The organism is Pedobacter sp. UYP1 (genome assembly GCF_040547305.1).
Taxonomy (GTDB): Bacteria; Bacteroidota; Bacteroidia; order Sphingobacteriales; family Sphingobacteriaceae; genus Pedobacter.
The window spans coordinates 395,326-419,185 of the sequence record NZ_JBEPPL010000002.1; the positions used below are offsets into that span (position 1 = coordinate 395,326).

General features: G+C 39.6%; 22 protein-coding genes. 9 read left to right on the top strand and 13 right to left on the bottom strand.

The features are described 5' to 3' along the window. Positions 1–30: 30 nt before the first annotated feature. The 4 genes from ABIB30_RS05705 to ABIB30_RS05720 all read right to left on the bottom strand — a co-directional run bounded on the left by ABIB30_RS05705 (position 31) and on the right by ABIB30_RS05720 (position 4,559). Positions 31–711: a YiaD family glycine zipper/OmpA-like lipoprotein gene (locus tag ABIB30_RS05705; RefSeq protein ID WP_183866226.1), complete on the bottom strand. Its 681-nt coding sequence runs from the start codon at positions 709–711 to the stop codon at positions 31–33. A 212-nt stretch (positions 712–923) separates the two neighbouring features. Continuing rightward, positions 924–2,204 (bottom strand): replication-associated recombination protein A, encoded by a 1,281-nt coding sequence (locus ABIB30_RS05710; RefSeq protein WP_354300076.1) that lies wholly within the window; start codon positions 2,202–2,204, stop codon positions 924–926. Positions 2,205–2,293: 89 nt separating this feature from the next. Beyond that, positions 2,294–3,610 (bottom strand): DEAD/DEAH box helicase, encoded by a 1,317-nt coding sequence (locus ABIB30_RS05715; protein ID WP_354300078.1) that lies wholly within the window; start codon positions 3,608–3,610, stop codon positions 2,294–2,296. A gap of 133 nt (positions 3,611–3,743) precedes the next feature. Continuing rightward, positions 3,744–4,559, bottom strand: a complete 816-nt coding sequence (locus ABIB30_RS05720; protein WP_354300080.1) for a DUF4197 domain-containing protein — start codon at positions 4,557–4,559, stop codon at positions 3,744–3,746. A 155-nt stretch (positions 4,560–4,714) separates the two neighbouring features. Between ABIB30_RS05720 and ABIB30_RS05725 the strand changes: the two genes are divergently transcribed. Further along, entirely contained in the window at positions 4,715–5,293 is a 579-nt protein-coding gene (locus ABIB30_RS05725; protein ID WP_354300783.1) for an RNA polymerase sigma factor, read from the top strand. After that, positions 5,286–6,191, top strand: coding sequence for an energy transducer TonB (locus ABIB30_RS05730; protein ID WP_354300082.1), 906 nt, complete (start codon positions 5,286–5,288; stop codon positions 6,189–6,191). The genes ABIB30_RS05725 and ABIB30_RS05730 overlap by 8 nt, the downstream gene beginning before the upstream one ends. An 84-nt stretch (positions 6,192–6,275) precedes the next feature. Here the strand turns inward: ABIB30_RS05730 and ABIB30_RS05735 are convergent, their stop codons facing one another. The 8 genes from ABIB30_RS05735 to ABIB30_RS05770 form a co-directional block, all read right to left on the bottom strand. Next, entirely contained in the window at positions 6,276–7,304 is a 1,029-nt protein-coding gene (locus tag ABIB30_RS05735; protein ID WP_354300084.1) for an inorganic phosphate transporter, read from the bottom strand. A gap of 11 nt (positions 7,305–7,315) precedes the next feature. Continuing rightward, positions 7,316–7,957: a DUF47 domain-containing protein gene (locus ABIB30_RS05740; RefSeq protein ID WP_068404177.1), complete on the bottom strand. Its 642-nt coding sequence runs from the start codon at positions 7,955–7,957 to the stop codon at positions 7,316–7,318. An 87-nt stretch (positions 7,958–8,044) separates the two neighbouring features. Beyond that, positions 8,045–9,070, bottom strand: a complete 1,026-nt coding sequence (locus ABIB30_RS05745; RefSeq protein ID WP_354300087.1) for a sensor histidine kinase — start codon at positions 9,068–9,070, stop codon at positions 8,045–8,047. A 53-nt stretch (positions 9,071–9,123) separates the two neighbouring features. Further along, on the bottom strand, positions 9,124–9,897 hold the full coding sequence (locus ABIB30_RS05750; protein WP_354300089.1) for a TIGR03915 family putative DNA repair protein: 774 nt from the start codon (positions 9,895–9,897) through the stop codon (positions 9,124–9,126). Next, positions 9,898–11,154, bottom strand: coding sequence for a putative DNA modification/repair radical SAM protein (locus ABIB30_RS05755; RefSeq protein WP_354300092.1), 1,257 nt, complete (start codon positions 11,152–11,154; stop codon positions 9,898–9,900). Between the two features lie 45 nt (positions 11,155–11,199). Then, on the bottom strand, positions 11,200–11,853 hold the full coding sequence (locus ABIB30_RS05760) for an HD domain-containing protein (RefSeq protein WP_502931083.1): 654 nt from the start codon (positions 11,851–11,853) through the stop codon (positions 11,200–11,202). A gap of 38 nt (positions 11,854–11,891) precedes the next feature. Further along, positions 11,892–12,143: a helix-turn-helix domain-containing protein gene (locus ABIB30_RS05765; protein ID WP_354300097.1), complete on the bottom strand. Its 252-nt coding sequence runs from the start codon at positions 12,141–12,143 to the stop codon at positions 11,892–11,894. Between the two features lie 205 nt (positions 12,144–12,348). Then, positions 12,349–13,554 (bottom strand): THUMP domain-containing class I SAM-dependent RNA methyltransferase, encoded by a 1,206-nt coding sequence (locus tag ABIB30_RS05770; protein ID WP_354300100.1) that lies wholly within the window; start codon positions 13,552–13,554, stop codon positions 12,349–12,351. A 71-nt stretch (positions 13,555–13,625) separates the two neighbouring features. Between ABIB30_RS05770 and ABIB30_RS05775 the strand changes: the two genes are divergently transcribed. The 5 genes from ABIB30_RS05775 to ABIB30_RS05795 all read left to right on the top strand — a co-directional run bounded on the left by ABIB30_RS05775 (position 13,626) and on the right by ABIB30_RS05795 (position 20,317). Further along, entirely contained in the window at positions 13,626–13,994 is a 369-nt protein-coding gene (locus tag ABIB30_RS05775; RefSeq protein ID WP_041887175.1) for a DUF3127 domain-containing protein, read from the top strand. Between the two features lie 149 nt (positions 13,995–14,143). Further along, complete coding sequence (locus ABIB30_RS05780; protein ID WP_354300104.1) at positions 14,144–15,970, top strand: sensor histidine kinase; 1,827 nt, start codon at positions 14,144–14,146, stop codon at positions 15,968–15,970. A 13-nt stretch (positions 15,971–15,983) separates the two neighbouring features. Next, positions 15,984–16,676, top strand: coding sequence for a response regulator transcription factor (locus tag ABIB30_RS05785; RefSeq protein ID WP_068404157.1), 693 nt, complete (start codon positions 15,984–15,986; stop codon positions 16,674–16,676). A gap of 130 nt (positions 16,677–16,806) precedes the next feature. Continuing rightward, a complete protein-coding gene (locus tag ABIB30_RS05790) occupies positions 16,807–17,922 on the top strand; it encodes a M57 family metalloprotease (RefSeq protein WP_354300107.1) in 1,116 nt (371 codons plus the stop codon). A gap of 139 nt (positions 17,923–18,061) precedes the next feature. Continuing rightward, entirely contained in the window at positions 18,062–20,317 is a 2,256-nt protein-coding gene (locus ABIB30_RS05795; protein ID WP_354300109.1) for a helix-turn-helix domain-containing protein, read from the top strand. 22 nt (positions 20,318–20,339) lie between these two features. Here the strand turns inward: ABIB30_RS05795 and dapF are convergent, their stop codons facing one another. Next, a complete protein-coding gene (gene dapF / locus ABIB30_RS05800; RefSeq protein WP_354300111.1) occupies positions 20,340–21,149 on the bottom strand; it encodes a diaminopimelate epimerase in 810 nt (269 codons plus the stop codon). 276 nt (positions 21,150–21,425) lie between these two features. On the opposite strand from dapF, the gene ABIB30_RS05805 reads away from it, so the two are divergent. Both ABIB30_RS05805 and ABIB30_RS05810 read left to right on the top strand, forming a co-directional pair. Further along, positions 21,426–22,958, top strand: a complete 1,533-nt coding sequence (locus tag ABIB30_RS05805) for a Do family serine endopeptidase (protein ID WP_354300113.1) — start codon at positions 21,426–21,428, stop codon at positions 22,956–22,958. Positions 22,959–23,176: 218 nt separating this feature from the next. Continuing rightward, the gene (locus ABIB30_RS05810) at positions 23,177–23,857 is read left to right on the top strand and encodes a succinate dehydrogenase cytochrome b subunit (RefSeq protein WP_354300115.1); all 681 of its coding nucleotides are present in this window, start codon (positions 23,177–23,179) and stop codon (positions 23,855–23,857) included. Positions 23,858–23,860: the final 3 nt, after the last annotated feature.

Here is a 23,860-nt window from a genome sequence, read left to right on the forward strand (position 1 = left end):
TGTTATTAAAATAGGTAGATCTTAATATTTTTAGTTGTTAGCTTGTTGCGCTTGTTTTTTCAATTGATCATTCGCTACAATAACAATCTCAACTCTACGGTTAGCAGCTCTTCCAGCATCAGTTGCATTATCTGCAATTGGCTCAGAGAAACCTTTACCTACAGTAGTTAAACGAGATGATGGAACACCTTGTGTAACTGCATAAGCTTTAACAGATGCCGCTCTTCTTTCTGAAAGGCTCATGTTATAAGCTTCAGTACCTTTATTATCTGTATGGCCAATAACTTTGATTTCAGTATCAGGATATTTTTCCAATGATCCCGCTAATGATTTTACGTTATCTTTTGCTTGCGCTTTTAAGTTTGCACTATCAAAATCAAATAAAATACCACTATCAAATTTTACGATGATACCTTCACCTTCACGTACTACTTCTGCATTTGGAATAGCATTCTGAATTTCAGCCGCTTGTTTATCCATACGTTTTCCGATGAACCCACCAGCGGTACCACCTATTGCACCACCTAAAATAGCTCCAATCGCAGTGTTACCTGCTTTTTTGCCAATAATAGCACCCAAAACACCACCAGCAGCAGCACCAATACCAGCTCCTTTTTGTGTTTTTGTTAAACTGTCACATCCTTGAAACCCCATTGCGGTTAAGGATAAGGCGATGCTGAATGCAGCTATTTTAAATTTCGAAGTAATCATGATAATAATTTATTTGTTTATAAGGGCATTTACTCAAAGGTAATGCCAAGTGTAAGTTTTTTGTGATTTCTTATGATAAGACTTAGATTTTATCTAAATTTCCGGGTATAACTGATAAGAGATTGTCTGAAAATATCGGAATTGACTACAATTCTGTACAATTTGTTTTGAAAAAGGTAATTAATTAGCACAAATGTTTATCACTAATAAAGCTAGTAATCGTATTTATCTTTCCAGTTCTGCTTTAACTTTTCGCGGAGTTTATCTTCTGCCGGATTTTGGCCGGGATCATATAATTTAGTTCCGCTAATCAAATCAGGCAAATATTCCTGCGCGGCGAAATTACCTTCATAACCATGAGAATATTTGTAGTCTTTTCCATAGCCTATGTTTTTCATCAATTTAGTCGGCGCATTTCTGATGTGCAGCGGAACAGGTAAATTACCAGTTTGTTTAACCAGTTGTTGCGCTTTATTAATTGCTTCGTATGCTGCATTACTTTTGACCGACGAAGCTAGATAAGTGACCGCCTGTGAAAGAATAATCCGGGCTTCGGGATAACCGATCACATTGACCGCCTGGAAACAGTTATTTGCTAATAACAGCGCATTTGGATTGGCATTGCCAATATCTTCAGAAGCCAGTATCAATAACCTCCTGGCAATAAACAGCGGGTCTTCACCACCCTCAATCATTCTGGCCAGCCAATAAACCGCGGCATTTGGATCACTTCCCCTGATTGATTTGATAAAGGCAGAGATAATATCATAATGCTGCTCGCCGGCCTTATCATATAAAGCAAGGTTCTGCTGTGCATGTTTCAATACATTTTCATTGGTGAGCACAATTTTATCTCCACCAATTCCGTTCACCGCAATTTCCAGAACATTTAATAATTTCCTGGCATCACCTCCTGATAAACGAATTAAAGCCTCATGTTCTTTAATAGTAATTTTCTTTTCCTTCAGCGCCACATCTTCCCTGATGGCTGTCTGCAATAAACCAGCGAGTTCATCTTCATCCAGAGATTTCAGAATATAAACCTGGCAGCGGGACAGTAAAGCGGAAATAACTTCGAATGAGGGGTTTTCTGTTGTCGCGCCAATTAAAGTGACCAGGCCACGTTCTACGGCGCCCAGTAAGCTGTCCTGTTGCGATTTACTGAACCTGTGAATCTCATCAATAAATAAAATCGGCAAACCGAGAAAACTATCTTTTAATAGTGCTGCTTTATCAATGACTTCACGAATATCTTTAACCCCTGAATTGATTGCACTCAGGTTAAAAAACGGGCGATCCAGTGTTTGAGAAATGATATAAGCCAGGGTTGTTTTTCCGACTCCCGGAGGGCCCCAGAAGATCATTGATGGAAGCTGACCGCTTTGTATCGCTTTACGTAAAACGGCATCCGGTCCTACCAAATGTTGTTGTCCAACATATTCGTCCAGATTCTGCGGACGCATGCGTTCTGCTAATGGAGGTAGGTTTTGCATAAATGTAAAGATAAAAAAACAGGAGCAATTTTTATTGCTCCTGCCTTAGAACTGCTTAAAATTTACAAATAAGCTAAACAGTTTTTATATTATTCAGCTTTTGGGGCTGGACCTTCTGCCTTGGGCGCTGAGCCTTCGGCTTTTGGCGAAGAAGCTCCACCTCTTGCCGCAGAACCCTCGGTTTTAGGCTTCTTTTTCCAAAACTTGCGTTGAGGTGCTTTTCTGTCTCTGTTATGTTCAGGTCTTGAAGACGAAGTTGCTGCAGTTTCTACTGGTGCTTCCCCTAAATGTTCAGGTAAAGGCATTCTCTCAATAGTTTTATCAATCAGCTTTTCAATGTTCGCGAACTTACGTTTATCCTTATCGTTTACTAAGGTAATGGCTGTACCCGTAGTTGCAGCTCTCGCTGTACGGCCAATACGGTGAATATAATCTTCAGGATCATGTGGTACATCAAAATTGATTACCAATGAAATTCCTTCTACATCTATTCCTCTGGAAAGTACATCGGTACCAATCAATACAGGAACACGTTTATTCTTAAATTCTGATAAGATAGCTTCTCTTTCCTTTTGTCCAAGATCGGAGTGAAAAGCTTCTGCTTTAAATCCAAGACCCCGGAAAACTTTACCCAGATTTTTAACTTTTTCTTTGGTGGAAGCAAAAATCAAAATACTAGGGAAATCAACATTTTTCATCAGCTCAGTCAGTAATTTTACCTTTTGGGTATCATGTACGATATAAGCCTGCTGATTGATCCCCGCTGCTGGTTTAGAGATTGCAATACTGATCTGCTCAGGATCCTTCAATAAAGTGCCCGCAAGCTTTCTTATTTTAGGAGGCATTGTTGCAGAGAACAATACAGTTTGTCTTTTTTCCGGAAGGAAACTTACAATACGCATAATATCATCATAGAAGCCCATGTCGAGCATTCTGTCTGCTTCATCCAAAACAAGGTGCTGTAACTGATCCAGCTTCAGTAAGCCTGAAGAGAGATGAGAAATAAGTCTTCCTGGTGTAGCAATGATAATATCAACCCCCTCACGCATGCTTCTTTTCTGTTGCTCGTAAGCAATACCATCTCCACCACCATAAACGGTCAGTGAGCTGATATTTGTGAAATAGGAGAGTGCTTCAACCTGCAAATCAATTTGCTGTGCAAGTTCACGTGTAGGGGCAAGAATAAGGGTATTGTTATGTCGGTTCTCCGTCTGGCTGATCATATTCATAACCGGCAGCAAATAAGCACCTGTTTTACCTGTTCCCGTTTGGGCACACGCTATCAAGTCTTTTTTTGCTAAGATAAGGGGAATCGCTTCCTGTTGTATAGGGGTTGCATTTCTGAAACCCATTGCTAATAAACCCTCTAATAAATCAGGGTTAAAATTAAAATCTTTAAAATCCAATATACTTGTATGTTATTCGTAATTGTTCTGCATAAAAGTAGCCTTTATTTTTATCTTAATGTAGATTTTTTTAAGGGCTATAAAGCTTGCAATCAATATTTAGCTGAATTTAAATTAATCTGCTGATTAATTTTTATTTTTTCTGATCTGCGTATCCAAATACTTTCTGAAGTACAGAAGTTGTACGGCCACCTAAATTATTTCTGATCGTCAATTCTTCCTGTGCGACCTGAATGAACATCCCTTCTACTGCTTTTTGAGTTACATAGGCAGGAAGATCAGTCGTAACAGGTTTAACCATTGGTAATTTATTGTACTGTCCAGTCGCGTCGCCCCAATATTTGGCTGCACCAACTTTACTTAAACTCGCATTCACAACAGGTCTGAATTTCTCTAAAAGCTGTGCCGTAGTTGCCTTCTTAAAGTATTCGGTTGCTGAATTTTCCCCGCCTAATAAAATATTAGTGGCATCAGTAATCGTCATTTGTTTGATTGCAGATACAAATATTGGCTTCGCTTCTTTCGCTGCATCTTCTGCTGCCCTGTTTAAACTGGTCACCACATTATCTGCCAGTGAACCCAGACCAATGCTTCTCAGCGTTTTTTCTACTTTCTGTGCTTCTGGAGGGAATAAAATTTTAACCGCCATATTTCCTAAAAAGCCATCCTTCACAGACAACTGGTCGGCCCCTTTAGAAATCCCAGCTTCCAGTGCCTGTTTAATTCCGGTACCTATTTCTGAATTTGTAGGCTTAACCACTGTAGAAGTTGTGGTGGTCGTTCCATTGGTTTGTGTTATGGTTTTCGTGGCTGTTTGTGTAGTGGCAGGTTTGGTCTCCGTAGCAGATTTTACTTTCTTTAATAGGTTCCCAAGAGATTGACTTTGTGCAGTATAGCTATTGAATGCGATGGCTGCAAAAGCCAGGGACGCGAGTTTTATTTTATTCATGATGGTTGTTATAAAGTCAATAGTAAGCAAATTTCTGGCCATTAAATGCTGATTATCAATTTTATGTGCCTATATACTCTTCCTTTTCTAAATTTAAACAAGCGCAGAGTCAGAAAATATTTTTATACTTGAAGAGAATTTTCCACTATATACAATTGAAATTTATAAAGAATACAACAGGAATCAAGGATCTCGATGACGCAGCACTTCTTTTGCGGTACAAAAGTACAGGAAGTCTGGATGCATTGGGCATGCTTTATAAGCGGTATATGCACCTGGTTTACGGGGTCTGTCTCAATTATTTCAAGGAGGAAGAAGCCAGTAAAGATGCTGTCATGCAGATTTTCGAGGAACTGGTCTTAAAATTAAAGATTCATGAAGTGCAGAATTTCAAAAGCTGGCTGCACGTGTTAACCAGAAATCATTGTTTAATGGCGCTGAGGAAGCTAGCTAAGAACAATACCGTGTCTATTGATGATACTTTTGTGGAAAATACCGACTTTGTGCATCTGGATATAGACGATACCAAAGAAACACAGTTGACCGTTATGGAAAAGTGTATGGAAACCCTGACTGAAGAACAGCGCAAGAGCGTTGACTTATTCTATCTTCAGGAAAAATGTTATAAAGAAGTTGCCGAGATCACAGGTTATGAAATGGTCAAAGTAAAGAGCTATATTCAAAATGGGAAAAGGAATTTGAAAATTTGTATAGAGAAAAACAGCAGTGAATAACGATTGGTTAGATATAGAATTACTGGAAGATTACCTGGATGGTAAGCTTGATAGCAAAGCTATGCACAAAATTGAGAAGCAGGCGCTGGAAGATCCTTTTGTTGCCCAGGCATTGGCAGGACTAAGTGAATCGCGTGGAAGAGCAGTACAAAATGTCTCTTTGCTTCAAAAACAGCTGTATGAGCGCATTGCACAGCAGCAGGTGACCAAGAAAGAAACGGTATTCACCTGGCAGCGCTTAAGCGTCGCAGCAGCAGCAGCTGTGATGTTTATCTCCGTAAGTATCATGTTCTTCATGAAGGACAGAGAGAAGCGTGAAGAAATGGCTAAAAACCAGCCCAGAAAAGTAGAGGTAAATATTGCACCTTCACCAGCTCAGGCTGTGATTGACTCTGCAAAGAATGATATTTATGCCGCCAATGTTCCGGCTGCGAAAACTAAACCCATAACTGCAGGACAGGTTACACCTTCAGGAGTATTACAAAACGATGGGATCGGAGAACGTGCTGTACAGCCCTATGCTATGCAAGCTGCACCAGTTAAACCCGCAGACAGCACTATTACGGCTGATGTTCCGGTACAGGCCATGGCCAGGATGAGTAAAGTGGTGGCCAAAGAAGCAGTCTCTACAGCTGTTCAGTCCGTATCCACTCCGGTAGGCGGCTGGGTAAATCTGGACACTTACCTGAATGACCACAATAAATTGCGTGGCACAGGCGACAGATTGGTAGAATTAAGCTTTTTGGTAGACAACGAGGGAAATCCTGCTGATTTAAAAGTAACCAAAGGCATCGATAAACAATTTGATGAAGAAGCCATACGGCTGATTAAAGAAGGACCGAAATGGGAACAGCCCAAAGATAAAGAAAGCAGGGTAGTCTATACCGTTGCCTTTTAAAGAAAAAGCCCTTGAACATTTCGTTCAAGGGCTTTTTTATGACCGTATAACCGTATAACCATGGTTTGCGTAAATCTATTCTTTCTATACAACTCCCAGACCCGGGAAGAAAAAGTCAACCAATTTGAAAATAATGGCGGCTAATACTGCAGAGACAGGAATAGTTAAAACCCATGCCCAAAGTAAACTTACCGTTACTCCCCATCTTACAGCGGAAACTCTTTTAAGTAAACCAACCCCAACAATGGAACCTGTAATGGTATGCGTTGTAGAAACCGGGATACCGAAGTGCTCTGTGATTCCAAGAGTCACCGCACCTGCAGTTTCTGCTGCTACGCCCTCAAAAGCATTGACCTTCGTGATTTTTGAACCCATTGTTTTAACAATCTTCCATCCACCGCTCATTGTGCCTAAAGAGATAGCTGCATAACAAGTAAATGGAATCCATTCTGGCATTGTATCGCCTGTTTTTAATACTTTCGCTGCAACCATGGCTACATAAATAATACCCATTACTTTCTGCGCATCATTTCCACCATGTGTGAAACTTAATGCTGCAGAAGAGATCAGCTGTAGTTTTTTAAACCATTTTTCTGCAACCGAAGGTCTTGCATTTTTAGAAAGATGCAACAGGATAATGGAAATGATTACCGAAATAAACATCCCGATTACAGGGGCAAGGACAATAAAAGCGATAATTTTCAGAATCGGAGCCAGGTTAATTGCTGACATGATTCCAAAACCCAGTGAACCTGCTTTAGCCATACCAGCACCAGCAAAACCACCTACTAAAGTATGTGATGAACTTGAAGGGATACCGTACCACCAGGTAAATAAGTTCCAGGTGATTGCTGCTAAAAGCCCGGCGAGGATCACCTCCAGTGTAATAAAATTCTCTACAACCGTTTTAGCAATAGTGTTTGCAACTTTGTGATCTGTAAAGTAGAAGTAAGCAGCAAAATTAAAAAGTGCTGCCCAGAGTACCGCCTGAAATGGGGTAAGTACTTTTGTCGATACAACCGTTGCAATAGAATTGGCGGCATCGTGAAAGCCATTGATATAATCGAAACCGATAGCCAGTACAATTACGACGATCAATAAGGGTGTAAGCATTTCGTTGAATTTTAAGCGTTTTTAACCAATATAGATTCCAACACATTTGCTGCATCTTCACATTTATCTGTAGCCATTTCAAGTGTTTGAAGAACTTCTTTTTGCTTAATCAGTTCAATTGCATTGGTTTCAAATTCGAATAACCTTGCGATTGCGATATTACAAACATAATCCGCTTGATTTTCACCACTATTGATGCGTACACAGGCATCAGCAATGACACGGATGTTTTTAAAGCTTCTCAATTCTTTGATGGCTTTATCTAAATCTGTACACATTTCAACCAGTAATTCAGCCAGTTTAATCATGGCGTCTCCGATATTCGTGATGTTATACAATTCTATATTACTTGCTGAAGCATGAATATAATCTGCAATATCATCCACCGCACTTGCCAATGCATGAATATCTTCCCTGTCGAAAGGTGTGATAAAGTTTTTGCTTAATTCTAAGAAGATCGAGTGCGTGATATCATCACCAACGTGCTCAAGGCGTTCAATCTCCTTTATATATTCTTTTCTTTTTTCCAGATCTTTGGTACTTAAAGCAAGAAAAAGTGCTTCTGAGATCTTTAATACATTACTTCCGGCTTGTTCAAACAGCGGTTGGAATTTTTTGTCTTTTGGTGTAAAGAACTTAAAAATATTATTCATGTTAACTATAAGATATGGTTACAAAAGTAGGATCGCAATGTTAAGTTAGTGTTAAGTGTTAACATAAAAGGAATATTTCTTTAAATCTTAACCGATTTTTTGAAGCGTAAACGCAAAAGTAGTCCCGATTTGCAGGGTACTTCTAACCGATATAATTTGCTGATGTGCTTCCAGGATATGTTTGACAATTGCCAGTCCCAGGCCTGTTCCGCCAACTTCTCTGGAGCGGTGAGAATCGATTCTATAGAATCTTTCAAACAATCTTGGTAAATGTTTTTCGTCGATTCCGATGCCATCATCTGTCACTTCAATCAAATACTGATCATGCAATTCAAAAATCTTGATTGCCGTAGATCCGTTCTCTTTACCATACTTGATAGAATTGGAAATCAGGTTAATCATCACTTGTCGTATTTTCTCCCGGTCGGCATTTACAAAAGCCGGGTGCATATATTTCTCTTTAAAGGACAGCTGAACCCTTCTTTTGGTCGCTTTGTCTTCCAGTGCTTCCATCACTTCTTTAGCGAGCAGCACGAAATCAAATTTCCGGTAATCGATAGGTACTTCGCCAGATTCCAGTTTCGAAATCGCGTCCAGATCGTTAATCAGGTAGCTTAAGCGCTCTACGTTTTTCTCTGCCTTTTGCAGAAACTTAACCGCCATTTCCGGGTCATCAAGCAGACAATCCTGTAAAGTTTCTATGTAACCCTGGATCGCAAACAATGGAGTTTTAAATTCATGAGAAACATTAGAAAGGAACTCTCTTCTGAACTGTTCCTGTTTTTTAAGCAGATCTATTTCCTGCTTTTTAGCGCCAGCCCATTCTTTAACTTCATGCTCTACATCATTAATTGGATCAGTACTCACATATTCGCCCAATGCGTCTTTCAGGTCTTTCCCCAATTTCAGGTTATGGATCAGTTTATAGATCAGTTTGATCTTAGAGTAGATATATTTTTCCAGCAGGTAATAAAACATAATAAAACTCGTCACAAACGAAACCGCAAAAGAGACCAGCATAAAATACCAGCTTTGCTGAAAATGGAAATTGACCAGCCCGATAGACAGGCCAACTGCGAGTGCAGTAATTAAAACCAGGACACTTAACTTCATAAGGGCAATTTACGAGATAATAATCAAACGGAATATTAAATTTAGAATTCAACTTAATCCTGCTCAAATTGTTTTTCAGTGAGGTATTTCCAATATCTTTTGGGTACATGTTGTACATGTAATTTCGTGTTTTTTCTGGCCTGGATATTTGTGCTTTTGAAGTAGTCTTTCCAAAGCAAGGCGTACAGACCTTCCTTTTCTGAAACGATAGCGTTTGCTATTCCTGTTGTTTTTTGCCGCTGGTTAAAATCGATGTTGATTTCTTCGACTTTGCTCAGGTCATAAAATAAACCGTAGTCTCTTTTCAAATCATAAATAATCCACTGCTGATCCGCATACCGGTTCTTGAAATGGGTGGCAATTAAAGGCAGGACATTAAAATCCGGATCTATTCCACAATAGAAAATACCATCTGCGTTATGCTGAAATCGGATAAAAGCTTCCATCCGATGTTTCTCCCGCTCCACTTTTTTAGCTATTTTACTTAAAGCCAGTACATAAGGATTGCCATAGTTATTTTCTATAGCTGCGCCTTCAATAAATAGATAACACGCGAACTCAAATAATGAGGTATAGCCTTCTTCCAGTTCAGAGAGATAAGTGCAATAAAACTTACGGAGCGTGGCTTTGGATAATTTCGATTGTAAGCCCTTCCAAACCCGGTCTGCTTTTTCACGTTCATTCACAATGTGCAGGCAAGACATAAAAGCATCTGGTTGAAAAACAGCTTCAGTTTGGAGTTTGACCTGCCCGGGCCTGCGCTCAAACCAGTTAAATACCGCACATAACAATCCCTCAAAACTCCCGTCAAATATGTAGTTCTGCATTTAAAAAAGAATAAGCTGGCTGGTGTCGTATTTCAGATATTTACTTTGACTTTCAGCCTGTATAAATGATTTGATCTGGCTTCCCTGGTAATCCTTTAGCTGGTAGGGGCTATCTGCACATTTGATAAAATATTTAGCCCGGTTATAAGCCACTCCGATTTTTTTGAGCTGGTCTATCCGCAGTTTTCCAAATTTACGTGCCTGTACAATCTTTTTTGCAGAAGTAACTCCGATTCCGGGAATCCGGAGAATGACTTTGTAGGCCGCTACATTAATATCTACCGGGAAATGTTGCAGGTTGCGCAAAGCCCAGCTTAATTTTGGATCAATATCAATATCAAGGTGTGGATTGGCATCATTCAGCAATTCATTGACATGAAAACCGTAGAAGCGCATTAGCCAGTCTGTTTGATATAACCTGTTTTCTCTGATTAACGGGGGTTGAGAACCAATCATCGGGAGTCTCTGATCGTAACTGATAGGGATATAACCTGAGTAATAAACTCTTTTCAGCGAATAGTCTTTGTAAAAGAGTGCTGCGGTCTGCATAATCTCCTGATCTGTTTCAGGAGTTGCACCAATTACCATTTGTGTACTCTGACCAGCGGAAACAAACTTAGGCGTACTTTTAATGAGTTTACGCTCTTCTTTGAACTGTACGATCTGATTTTTGATGAAGCCCAGCGGCTGGGTCACTTGCTGATGGGTTTTTTCAGGAGCAAGTAATTTAAGGCCGCTTTCAGTAGGCATTTCCAGATTAATACTCATCCGGTCTGCGTACATGCCCGCTTCCCTGATCAGTTCTTCACTTGCTCCGGGAATTGTTTTTAAATGGATATAGCCATTGAAGCGCTCTTCCAATCTGAGCTTTTTTACCACTCTAAGCAAACGCTCCATCGTAAAATCGGCATTCTTGAAAATTCCTGAACTCAGAAACAGGCCTTCAATATAGTTCCTTCTATAGAAATTCATCGTAAGTTCTACCACTTCTTCTACAGTAAATGCCGCCCTTATAATATCATTGCTTTTTCTGGAAACACAATAAGCACAATCAAAAATACAGTGGTTAGTCAGCAAGATTTTCAGCAGGGAAACACACCTGCCATCCTCCGTATAAGTATGACAAATACCAGAAGCGTGGCTATTTCCCAAACCCTTATTGTCATTTTTTCTATTTCCTCCGCTGGATGAACACGATACATCATATTTGGCGGCATCTGCCAGAATATTCAGCTTTTCTCTAAGACGTTCAGACATAATACTATATTTACTAACAAATATAGTATTTAAATACTAATTATTTTAGCTTTTACCTTCCCACTCCGAATAAAACTGATTCAGATAAAGCAGCATGAACTGATGTCTCTGTTCAGCGAGCTCTTTTCCTGTCCTGGTTTTCATCAGGTCTTTTAAGCGCAGCAGTTTCTCATAAAAATGATTGATGGTCGGTGCTTCAGAATTTTTATAAGCTTCTTTACTCATATTCAGATCGGGCTTGATTTCCGGGTCGTAGAGCACCCTGTTTTTATAACCGCCATAAGTGAAGGCTCTGGCAATTCCGATCGCACCGATCGCGTCCAGCCGGTCTGCATCCTGTACAATATCGAGTTCTTTAGAAGAAAATTCGATTTTTCCCAGACTTGCTTTGTAGCTCAGGTTTCTGATGATTTGCTGAACTTCAAGAATTACGCCTGCTGTAAGACCAAGCGTACGCAGGAAATTTCCAGCTAGCTGTGGCCCAATTTCTTCATCGCCATTGTTGAATTTACTGTCAGCAATATCATGCAATAAAGCAGCAAGGGTAACCAGAAGTAAATCTCCACCCTCTTTGGTATTTATACTTAAAGCAGTTTTGTAAACCCTTTCAATGTGAAACCAGTCGTGACCGGCTTCTGCTCCCTGAAGGGTGTCTTTTACAAAACTGATTGTTTTTTCTTTTATAGTATCAAAGTCCATTTGCATGAAACAAAGATATTATAATCCTGACTATTTCATCACTGCTCCAGGTGTACGCCACGGCTATGATCCATCGCAATTAAGTCTGTTACCTTGACATCCAATACAGATGCGATATGAAATAATCTTTCTACAGTAAGTTTGCTATAGCCCAATTCAATTTTGCTATAAGCATTTTGAGAAATTGTCAGTTTGGCCGCCAGGTAATCCTGCGTATAATTCCTAAATTCTCGGATCTTTCTGATGTTAGCCGCTACAATTTCCGGTTTCAATTCCAGGAGGTCTCTCATAATTTATTTTAGTCGTGATGACTAACTAACGTAAATGGAAAGTGTACGGATTTCAGATTTTGAAATTTATTCCTGTCAGGGGTCTGAAAATTAGGGGTGAACAGTCCCTGATATAGTTGTGACACGATTCACAATACTTCTTAAAACGACATAAAAAAAGACCTGTCCGAACCGGACAAGTCTTTTATATTGCATTAAAAAAGATTTAATCTTCTGCTTTATGTTCTTTAGGCTGAGGTCTTTCTTCTTCGGCTCTGCGCGTACCGTCATACAATTCATATTCCATCATACGGCAATCTAATTTACCATTATAGAATTCAACTTTGCGTGAAGCTTTTAGGCCGATCTTTTTAGCCAGATCAGGATTACCTGTGAAAATATAACCACTGTAACCTTTACAATCTTTTTTCAGGAAATCACCGATACGTTTGTAAGTAAGTTCCAGTTGAGAGTGAACACCTAAACGTTCTCCGTATTCCGGATTAAATACCACAACACCTTTTCCACCTTCAGGAACCGGTGTATCTGCGAAATCGCAAACTTCAAAAGTGATCAGCGTATCCACACCTGCAGTCTGTGCATTTTTACGACTAATATCAACCGCATCTTCAGATAAATCTGTCGCTACAATCTGTAAGTCAATATTTTTGATCACCTGTTCTTTAAGAATCCTGCGTTCAGCGAAGAATACTTCTTCGTCGTAACCCAGAATGTGCATAAAGCCATAATTCATCCGGAATAATCCAGGTCTTCTGTTGGTTGCTATTAAAGCAGCTTCAATTGCCAGTGTTCCCGAACCACACATCGGATTGATAAATGGTGATTTCTGATCCCAGTTTGTACTCATCACCACACCTGCAGCAAGTGCTTCCAGCATAGGCGCTTTTCCAGGAATTTTACGATAACCGTGTTTCGCTAAAGTTTCTCCTGAAGTATCGATGAAAATATCTGCTTCATCGTCTTTCCAGTACAGGTGAACAACAGTTTTGTTCGCATCTGAACCTGAATTCGGACGCATTCCTTTTTTGTCTTTTATTCGGTCAACAATAGCATCTTTAACTTTCAGATTGGTGAAAAGAGGGGTTGTTATTGTTGGATTATCTACGTTGGAAGTCACTGAAAAATACCCTGAAAAATCAATCAGATCTTCCCATGGCATATCTACCAGTTCACGGTACAATTCTTCTGGATTATTGACTTTAAAGCTATTTAAACAGTATAAGATCTGGCTGGCACATCTTAAGTTTAAATTCAGTTTAATACACTCTGTCAGTGTGATATTAAGCTCTACTCCCGTAGGGAAATCTCTTACGATTTCATAGCCAAGCGCTTTTACCTCTTCTACCAAATAAGGCGAAAGTCTTTTGTTACAGGTTAAAATAACCTTACTTTTGTTGTGGAAAACTTGCATAATTATTGTGCTAAGTTATCAATAATAATATAGAGATTTGAACTAGTCAATAGAATAAAAGAGTTATTGTTATGGAATTAAAAGGAAAAGTGCACGAAATCGGTGCATTACAGCAGGTGAGTGAGACTTTTAAAAAGCGTGATCTCATTATTGAATATGCAGAAAACCCAACTTATCCTGAATATATCAGGTTCGAGGCTTTACAAGATAAAACTGCTTTATTTGATAGCTTGAAAACCGGTGATGATGTAGAAGTTTCATTCAATCTGCGCGGTCGTCCGTGGACAGATAAAATGGGTAAAGTTTCTTATTTTAATAGTTTAGTAGTTTGGCGTATCAATGCACTGACGAACAGTGGTGCAGCGGCTTCAACTCCACAATATGCTCCCCCTGCAGATTTAAACAATGCACCGGGTGAGGAAGATGATCTGCCATTCTAAGCGTCTTTTCAGAAGAATCAAATGGTATAAAAATGCCAGGAATTATTTCCTGGCATTTTTTTTTGGATCCAAAGTTCGAACCTTACGTGTTAAATTTTGTTAAAATAGAACTTATTGCCTCACTCTATGCTTATTTTTGACTTTCGAGAATGAAAAAGAGAAGTCTTTGGTTAATCACCGCCCTCATGACCATAGCTCTGCTAGGCGTGTTTGTAATGCAGCTGTATTACATCAGGGAAGCCTACAGACTAAAATCTCAGCTTTTTGAACAGGAAGTTAACCAGGTATTAAGTGCTGTTGCTGATAAAGTACAACGCTTAAATGCGGTAAATCATATCAATAAGAAAGACCTGGAATGGCGGATTAAAGCGGAGAACCAGCGTCGTGACCGTACCCGCCAGCTGATTGACCTGGATCAGAAATACAAAGAATTAGAAAGAAAGAGAAAATACGATCAGCGCAAGCAGATGATTGATGAGCTCAATTATCAGGATGAGATGATCCGGAAAATGTACCTGAGCCCGACTATAATTTCTGAGGCTGATTTTTACGCATTGGAAAACCGGGCAACAACTCCGCTGAATGTCGATGTGAACGTTGGATTTGATGCTAATCTGAATATGATTGGAAGTAACGTGCAGAAAACTTTCAGGCTTGGCTCCGTTAAAACGTTTGATATAGAGCCAAAAAAATTGCCAGACAGTATCCGCTACCTGGTTTACAGCCGTTATGACAGCAGACCTTTAAGGGTTTCTTTGCCTAGTTTAAACGGTGATATGCGGTTAAAATTCAAGGTAGAAGATGAGATCGCCACCAGGCGAAGAAATCATGCTTTGAAGGAGCTGCAAGCAGATACGGTACGCTTGCTGGATGAAGGAAGTTTTAGTGTAATCGAAGCAGCGGCTAAAGAAATGAGTCAGCTGGATGTGCCATTGGCGCAGCGTGTTTCAAAAGGGACGCTTGATACTTTACTTCGTGCAGAGCTGGTTAATAAAAATATCAATCTTGATTACGATTTCTGGCTGAAAAGCCTGGTCAGTGACCGATTGGTATTCCGTAAAATATCTTCTCTGAGCGGGGAGATTTTGCCTGCCAATACTTATAAGACGGCCCTTTTTAGCAATGACGTACTGCGGGACCCCGGTATGCTTTACATCAATTTTCCGAATAAAAATGCTGCCATATTTAATAATCTTAGTGTCACTATGGCCTCTTCTGCAGGTTTACTGATTGTATTGATTTCTATTTTTTCTTATACACTTTATGCGATATTGAGACAGAAAAAGATCGCCGAAATGAAGACAGATTTCATTAACAATATGACGCATGAATTCAAGACTCCGGTATCTACGATCATGATTGCAAGTGAAGCGCTTAGGGACCCCGAGATTCAGGAGGACAAGACACGCGTAAGCAGACTTGCGGGAATTATATATGATGAGAATGTTCGTTTAGGCAACCATATTGAGCGTGTACTGAGTATCGCAAGGCTGGATAAAAAGGAATTGAAGTTAGAGGCAGAAGATGTAGACATGAATGAGCTGATTGCAGCAGTGGCAGATAGTATGAGCCTTCAGTTGCAGAAAAAAGAAGCGGCCCTGACCTTAAATCTTAAGGCATCCAACGCATTAGTGACAGGAGATGAGCTGCATTTGTCAAATGTAATTTATAACTTAATAGATAACGCGAACAAATACAGTATCGATCCGCCTCAGATTACCCTGAGTACAAAGAATGATAATAAATGTCTGTTTATAGACATCGAGGATAAAGGGATCGGAATGACAAAAGAACAATGCAAACGTGCTTTTGATCAGTTTTACAGAGTGCCCACCGGGAATTTACATGATGTTAAAGGATTTGGGCTCGGTTTAAATTACGTTCAGGATATCATTACCCAAATGAACGGAACAATCAAGTTGAAGAGTGAAAAGGATAAAGGAACAGTATTTGAAATAATTATACCCCTAAAATAACACGATATTACTTATGAAAATTCTATTGGTAGAAGATGATCCTAATCTTGGAATGCTGCTGCAGGACTATTTACAGCTAAAGGGTAAATTCGATGTAGTGTTATGTGTTGACGGTGAAGAAGGTCTCCGCGCTTTCAATAAACAGGCTTTCGATTTATGTATCCTTGATGTGATGATGCCTAAAAAGGATGGTTTTGCTTTGGGCAAGGAAATCAGAAAGGTCAATGAAAATATCCCTATTATTTTTGCGACGGCAAAAGCCATGATGGAAGATAAAGCCTCTGCCTATGATTTAGGGGGTGATGATTACATTACGAAACCTTTTCGTATTGAAGAATTATTGCTTAGGATCAATGCTTTACTGAAACGTGTATCTGCTAAGGAAACCAAAGTGGCCGCGCCGGTACAGTCTCAATTCCAGATTGGCAGCTATACTTTTGATTATACGACACAATTGATTCAGCACAACGGACAGCAACAAAAACTTTCAACTAAGGAAGCCGAGTTATTACAGTTGCTTTGCTTGAAACAAAATGCGGTGCTTACCCGCGAAGAAGCTTTGCTAAGCATCTGGCATGATGATAATTACTTTAACGGAAGAAGTATGGATGTATTTCTGAGCAAACTTCGTAAGTATTTAAAGGAAGATCCTAAGGTGGAGATCCTGAATGTGCATGGTAAGGGTTACAAACTTTTGATTAATTAGTAAAAAATATTTTGTTTAAAAGCCATTTTCTGGAAAGAAAATGGCTTTTTTTATTTAATAATAATTTGTTTTGTATTCATAGGTTAATTATTTAAATTAGAGTTATATTATTTTATTTAAATTAACGCTCATGAAAAAAAGAAATCTACTCTTAGTGGTCGGTTTGCTGACTATTGGTTTTATTTCCTGCCAAAAAAAGGAAAATCCTAAGACGGTTGATACGAATACCGAAATATCAGCTTCAGCTAAGGCAAAAATTAATAAATTAGGCTTTAGTGCTGCTGGCGCTCAAAAAGTGCCAGGAGGTTATTTAGTGGAAGGTGATATCCTTTTGACGGAAAAAATCCTGGATGAAAATCCGGCGACTAACCTTTTAAATATTGCTAAAACAGAGCACTACAGGACTACGAATGTGGTAAAAGGCTTACCACGGGTTTTTACGATATCAGTCACAAATTTACCGGCGGTTTATAGTGACGCAACAAATTTAATGATTGAAAGGTATAATCAGCTTGGTCTGAAAATCTCTTTCCAACGTGCAAATACTGGTACAATCGGTGACATTAATGTAGTAGGATTCAATCAAGGCCCGAGTGGTGGTCAGATTGTTCTGGGATCATCTGGTTTCCCAACGGCAACAGGGCAACCCTTTAATGAGGTCAGAATGAATACTAATGAAGCTGCATATGGTACAAATCCAGAATTATTAAATCTGGCTTCGGTATTGCAGCATGAAGTTGGACATACGATTGGTTTGCGCCATACCGATCTGGCAAACAGAGCTTATAGCTGTGGCGGGCAGGCAGTCAATGAAGGAGCTTCTACTGTTGGGGCTATTTATATTCCAGGTACGCCTTCTGCTGCTGAAGCAGGATCATTTATGCTGGCCTGTTTAAATGGTGGAAACAGAACTTTTAATAACAATGATATTGTTGCATTGAAATATTTATACGGGACTACTACGCCAAGTATTTATGGATATGGTAGTGGTTACAGAGGACAGGATTATTCATTTACTGTATACGGATCAGTATTGGGTGATACTTTTGCCTGGACCGTAACTAGTAACGCTGCAACAATTATCAGTGGTCAGAATACAGAAACTCTGGATGTTATTTTAAAAAATATTACTGGTACTGCTCCTTATGCCTACACTGCCAGCGTTTTAATAACCAGTCTGGATGGAACAACCAAAACGGCTACTTTCAATGCAATATCTAAGTACTGTGGGAACTGCCCACTTTAAACCAGGTAAATGTTGAGTATTAACAGGATGGGCCTGGTATTTTACCGGGCCCATCCTGATTTAACAATAAACTACCCCGTGTAATTAATTAGTTTCTAGAAAGCTTTAGTACCTTTGCTTTTTAACAACGGTGCAAAATATGAGTGAATACAACCCTGCTGAACTGGCAGCTAAATTTATCAATTACACTTCAAGGCACATCTTCCTGACCGGGAAGGCGGGAACCGGGAAGACTACTTTTTTGAGAAATTTAATTGAGCTGACACATAAAAAAGCGGTTATTGTGGCCCCTACAGGAATTGCTGCGATTAATGCTGCAGGGGTAACGATTCATTCACTGTTTCAGCTTCCATTTGGAACCTATCTGCCTAAACAACCTGCTGTTGAACCTGTTAATCAGCAGTACAATACACCGAGATCCATCGTTCGTCATTTACAGATGAACACCACTAAAAGAAGGATATTTCAGGATCTTGAATTACTGATCATCGATGAAGTGAGTATGCTGCGTGCAGATTTGCTCGATGCGATTGATATGGTATTGCGTTATATCAGAAAGAATAATGCCAGCTTTGGCGGGGTACAGGTCTTGTTTATCGGGGATCTTCATCAGTTACCTCCAGTTGTTAAATCTAATGAGTGGCAGCTTTTAGGCGAATTTTATAAGAGTGTCTATTTCTTTGATGCACATGCGTTGTATCATAATCCTCCGGTATACATTGAGCTGGAGAAGATTTACAGACAAGCAGACTCTGTGTTTATTGATTTGTTAAATAACCTGAGAAATAATGAAATCACAGCAGAGAATATCACGCTGCTGGAGAAATATTATAAAGCCGGTTTTGAGCCAGCAAAGAATGATAAATATATCACATTGACTACCCATAACCAGCGTGCAGATACTTTGAATAAAAAGAGTCTGGAAGAGCTTGGTGGAAAGTCTTATTTTTTCAAGGCAACGGTAGAGGATGAGTTTTCTGAAAACTCTTATCCGGCCGAACATCTGCTTGAACTGAAATTGGGTGCCCAGATTATGTTTATCAAAAATGATCAGAGTGGTGACCGCCGCTATTTTAATGGAAAAATAGCCACTGTGATTCGTTTGGGCGAGGACGGGATAGAGGTAGAAACAGAAGGGGAAAGAGAAAAAATTATCCTGGAGAAATTTACCTGGAAAAATATAAGATATAGCAATCATAAGGTTACCAATGAGATTGAAGAAGAGGTTATTGGTAAGTTTATCCAGTATCCGATTAAATTGGCCTGGGCAATTACTGTACATAAAAGCCAGGGTTTAACATTTGATAAAGCCATCATTGATATTGGGAATGCTTTTGCGCCCGGACAGATTTATGTGGCTTTATCCCGTTTACGATCGCTGGACGGTTTGGTGCTGACTTCTCAGATTTCAAGAACTGGGATCAGACAGGACCAGAATGTTGCTTTGTTCTCTAAGAACAAACAGCAAGAGGAAGAGTTGAAGGAGCAGATTACGCAGGAGAGCCAGGTTTTCCTGAAAAGCTATCTGATTACTTGTTTCGATTTGACCCCGCTTGATAATTACGTTTATGAGCATGTGCATTCTTACAGCAAGGATATCAATAAGTCTGCTAAGCAAAAACATGTCAAATGGGCACAGCTGTTGCTTAAGGATCTGAGTGAGATTAAGGCCAATGCAAATAAATTCCTTGCACAGCTTCAGCGTTTATGTAATGACCAATCTACTGATGGTCTGGCTAATCTGCTGGTCAGAACTACAGCAGCAGAGAATTATTTTAATCCACTGATCCTTGATCTTTCCAAACGTATTTTCGAAAGAATGGAATTAGTGAAACAGGATAAGCAGGTGACTGCTTTCCTGACTGAATTGCTGGAAATGGAATCATTGTTTTATGAGCAATTTAAAAAGATAAGAAAGGCTACCGGGTTATTACAAGCTACAATTAACGGAACAGATTTCACAAAAACAGATGTTGGTTCTTTATTGAATCAGAAAGAGCGCGAAGCACAAATGAAATCAGTTTATGCGATGCCAAATAAGCTGGACTTTACGGCTAAAAAAGAAAGGCCGAAAAAGACAACTGCACCTAAAGCACCGAAAGAAGATACTAAAGTCATTTCTCTGGAGCTGTTTTTAAAAGGGAAAACGGTTAGTGAGATTGCTGAAGAGCGGAAAATGGTGATAGGTACTATAGAAGGCCACTTAGCACATTACGTGGCCTTACAGGAGATTTCTGCAAAGGATATCTTAGGCCGCAAAAAGCTGGACAATATCCTTGAAGCCATTAAAGATTTGAAAACCATGAGCCTGGCGCCCATCAGAGATCATCTCGGTAAGAGCTTTACTTTTGGCGAAATCAAGATAGGCATTGCTGCCCATCTGGCTGAAAACTAAAACTCCGGGGCTGCTTTGACTATTATTTGATATTCCCTTCGAAAACCAGTTCTGCCGGTCCACATAGAAACACTTTGGTAAATTCCTGTCCGTCATAGTGGAAGCCGACACGCAGGTTGCCGCCTAATACCTCTATTTCAGTAACCTGACTGCCTGTTTTTCCCTGGTCTTTAGCTATGGCTAATGCAACTGCAGTGACTCCGGTTCCACATGCAAAAGTTTCGTCTTCTACGCCACGTTCAAAAGTGCGTACAAACAGATGGTCACCTTTGTCTTCTACGAAATTTACATTAATTCCTTCTTTTTTATAAGTTGCATTGTTACGGATCTTACTGCCTTGTTTAAAGACATCCATTTCTTTAAGCGCAGTTACCTGTGCTACATAATGCGGAGAACCAGTATTCAGCACATAAGCTTCTCCGTCTCTGCTGAATGCATGAACATCGATCATTTGCAAATCAACCCAGTTCCCTTTTTCTGAAATTTTGGCATAATGAGGCCCATCAACTGCCAGAAAGTTAGTTTGTCTGTCTATAATACCTAAATGTTTAGCGAAGGCGACGATACATCTGCCGCCATTCCCGCACATACTGCCCAGGTTGCCGTCTGCATTGAAATAGAGCATCTCGAAATCATATTCTGAGTGATTCTGCAATAGCATTAAACCATCTGCTCCAACGCCAAAACGCCTGTCGCACAGTTGGTGAACAAGATTATTATCCCTATATTGAAATGTTTGGCTGCGGTTGTCGATTAAGACAAAATCATTGCCAGCACCTTGATATTTATAGAAATGTGGTTTTAACGGATCGATAGGTTTGGTATTTAACATTTTTTAACAATTAAGGGATGCTTCGGTGACACAAATATCGTTGTATTGGTATTAACTTTGAGTAATACGAACAAAGAAACACACACAAATGAAACCTGCATGAGTTTTAATGTTCAAATTACCGAATAAAGTTAGGCCCGTGCAAGCTTCAACACCATTTAATAAATAAATTAACAAACTGATGAAACCATCATGTGCAGTACAGCACAAATAGAAACGAGCAGGACTAAGTTGCACATGATAGCTTCATAACCACTAAAAAACAATTATAAACTGATGAAAAAAATAGCATTAATAGTTTTAGCTGCATTCATTGGAGGTGCAGTAGCAATTGGCGGTTATAAAATGTTTGAACGTAGTACAAGCGGAATGACATTGACTGAAAAGCAAAATGTTCTTTTTGCAAGTAACCCATCAAAGATTTCTTCAACGGGGGCAGTTGACTTCGTTCAGGCTGCGGCTGCGGTTTCCCCGGCAGTAGTCCATATCAGAACAACATTTAAAGCAGAAGGTTCAGATGGAGGCTCAGGTTCTCCAATGGATATGATGGAAGAATTCTTCGGTGGTCGTGGTGGCAGAAGATCACGTGCACCAAGAGCCGCTTCTGGTTCAGGAGTGATCTTAACGCCTGATGGTTATATCGTAACCAACAACCACGTAGTAGATAACGCAGATAAAATTCAGGTCGTTCTTTCAGACCGCCGTAAAGTAGAAGCTAAAGTGATAGGCAGAGACCCGAATACCGATCTTGCTTTGATCAAAGTAGATGCTTCAGATTTACCAGTAGTAAAAATGGGTAACTCTGATAACGTTCAGGTGGGGGAATGGGTATTAGCTGTAGGCTTCCCATTAGATTTACAAACTACGGTAACTGCTGGTATTGTCAGTGCTAAATCCCGTGCAATCGGTATTTTAAACAGAGATCAGCAGCCTACTGAAGAGGAATATGAAGAATATCAGCGTACTGGTAAAGCACCAGCAAGAACGAACAGTGCAATTGAATCTTACATTCAGACTGATGCGGCGATTAATCCTGGAAACAGTGGGGGCGCGTTAGTAAATGCAAACGGTGAGCTGATTGGTATCAATGCTGCAATTGCTTCTCAGACTGGTACGAACGAAGGATATGGATTTGCTATTCCTGTAAACCTTGCTAAAAAAATCTTAGAAGATTTCAAAAAATATGGCAGTGTAAAACGCGGTTATGTAGGCGTTACTTTCCAGGAATTGAATGCTGATGCAGCAGAAAATCTAAAAATCAGTGATGTTTCAGGTCTGTATGTAAATGATGTGATGCCAGAAGGTGGTGGCGCAGCAGCAGGAATTAAAAAAGGCGATATCATTAAAAAGGTAGAGGGCAGAGAGGTCTTTGCTTCTCCTGATCTTCAGGAAAAGATTGGCCGTATGAGCCCTGGTGATAAAGTGCAGCTGACGATTTCAAGAGATGGAAAAGAGCAGAATGTAAACGTTACCTTGAAAGGTGATGAAAGTTTAAATAAAGCGAAGACACGTGTTGCTGCAAAGACAACAGGAACAACAATGAGTAAACTGGGCGCCTCATTTGCACCGGCATCACCAGCAATTAAAGCTAAATTTGGTGCTAAAAACGGAGTTGTAGTGACTGCTGTAGAGCCAGGTAAGGCATTTGATAACCTGGATATCCCTAAAGGATTGTTGGTGACAAGTATCAATGGTAAACCAGTAAACAGTGCGAAAGATGTAGAAGCTGCATTGCCAACTTCTAAAAATGGAAAGACGACTGTAGCGGGAATCGGACCTAATGGAAATTACACTTTCAGCTTTAACTAAAGCATTAGATTTTAAATATTTTCTGACGGGAAGCAATCATAATTGCTTCCCGTTTTTTATGCGCTCTTGTTCGTGTAATTTGCACAATAACCCCCTAAAAGCATAAAACTTAGAACGTTTCTAAATAGTTTATTTATTGATTTTAACTGGAATTCTTGTATAAATTAAGTCATTTATTAAATACTTTTGCAGGAATAGAACTCAAAAATATAAATCTAATGGCTAGTTTCGGAAACGCTTTTTCCTCGTCTATAGGAAAAAAACTAATAATGGGTATCACCGGCCTGTTTCTTATTTTATTTCTAATTGTGCATTGCTTTATCAATTCGTTGATATTTCTGAATGACGGTGGATTAACATTCAATCTTGGTGCTCACTTCATGGCTACAAACTGGTTAATCAGAGGGTCAGAAGTTATACTGATGGTTGGCTTGCTTTTACACATCGTACAAGGCCTTCGTCTGACTTTTCAAAATCAGGCTTCCCGCCCGGTAAAGTATGCAGTGAATGATGGAAATGCAAATAGTAAATGGTACTCCCGCTCAATGGGATTATTAGGGACATTATTGTTAATCTTCCTGATTGTGCATTTATCTAATTTCTGGGTTGTATCTCGTTTTACAGGTATCCCGACAACAGATTCAAATGGACATGAAGATTTGTTCGCAGTAATGAGAGAGACTTTTCAAAATGTTTGGATCGTGGTTTTATATGTCCTTGCAATGGCATCCTTAGCTTACCATTTATTACATGGTTTCGCTTCTGCATTCCAGACCTTAGGATGGAACCACAAAAAGTATAGTCCGCTTATCAAAGGTTTTGGTGTATGGTATTCAATTATCATCGCATTACTTTTTGCAGCTATGCCTATTGCAGTGCATACAGGACTTATTAAATAAAAT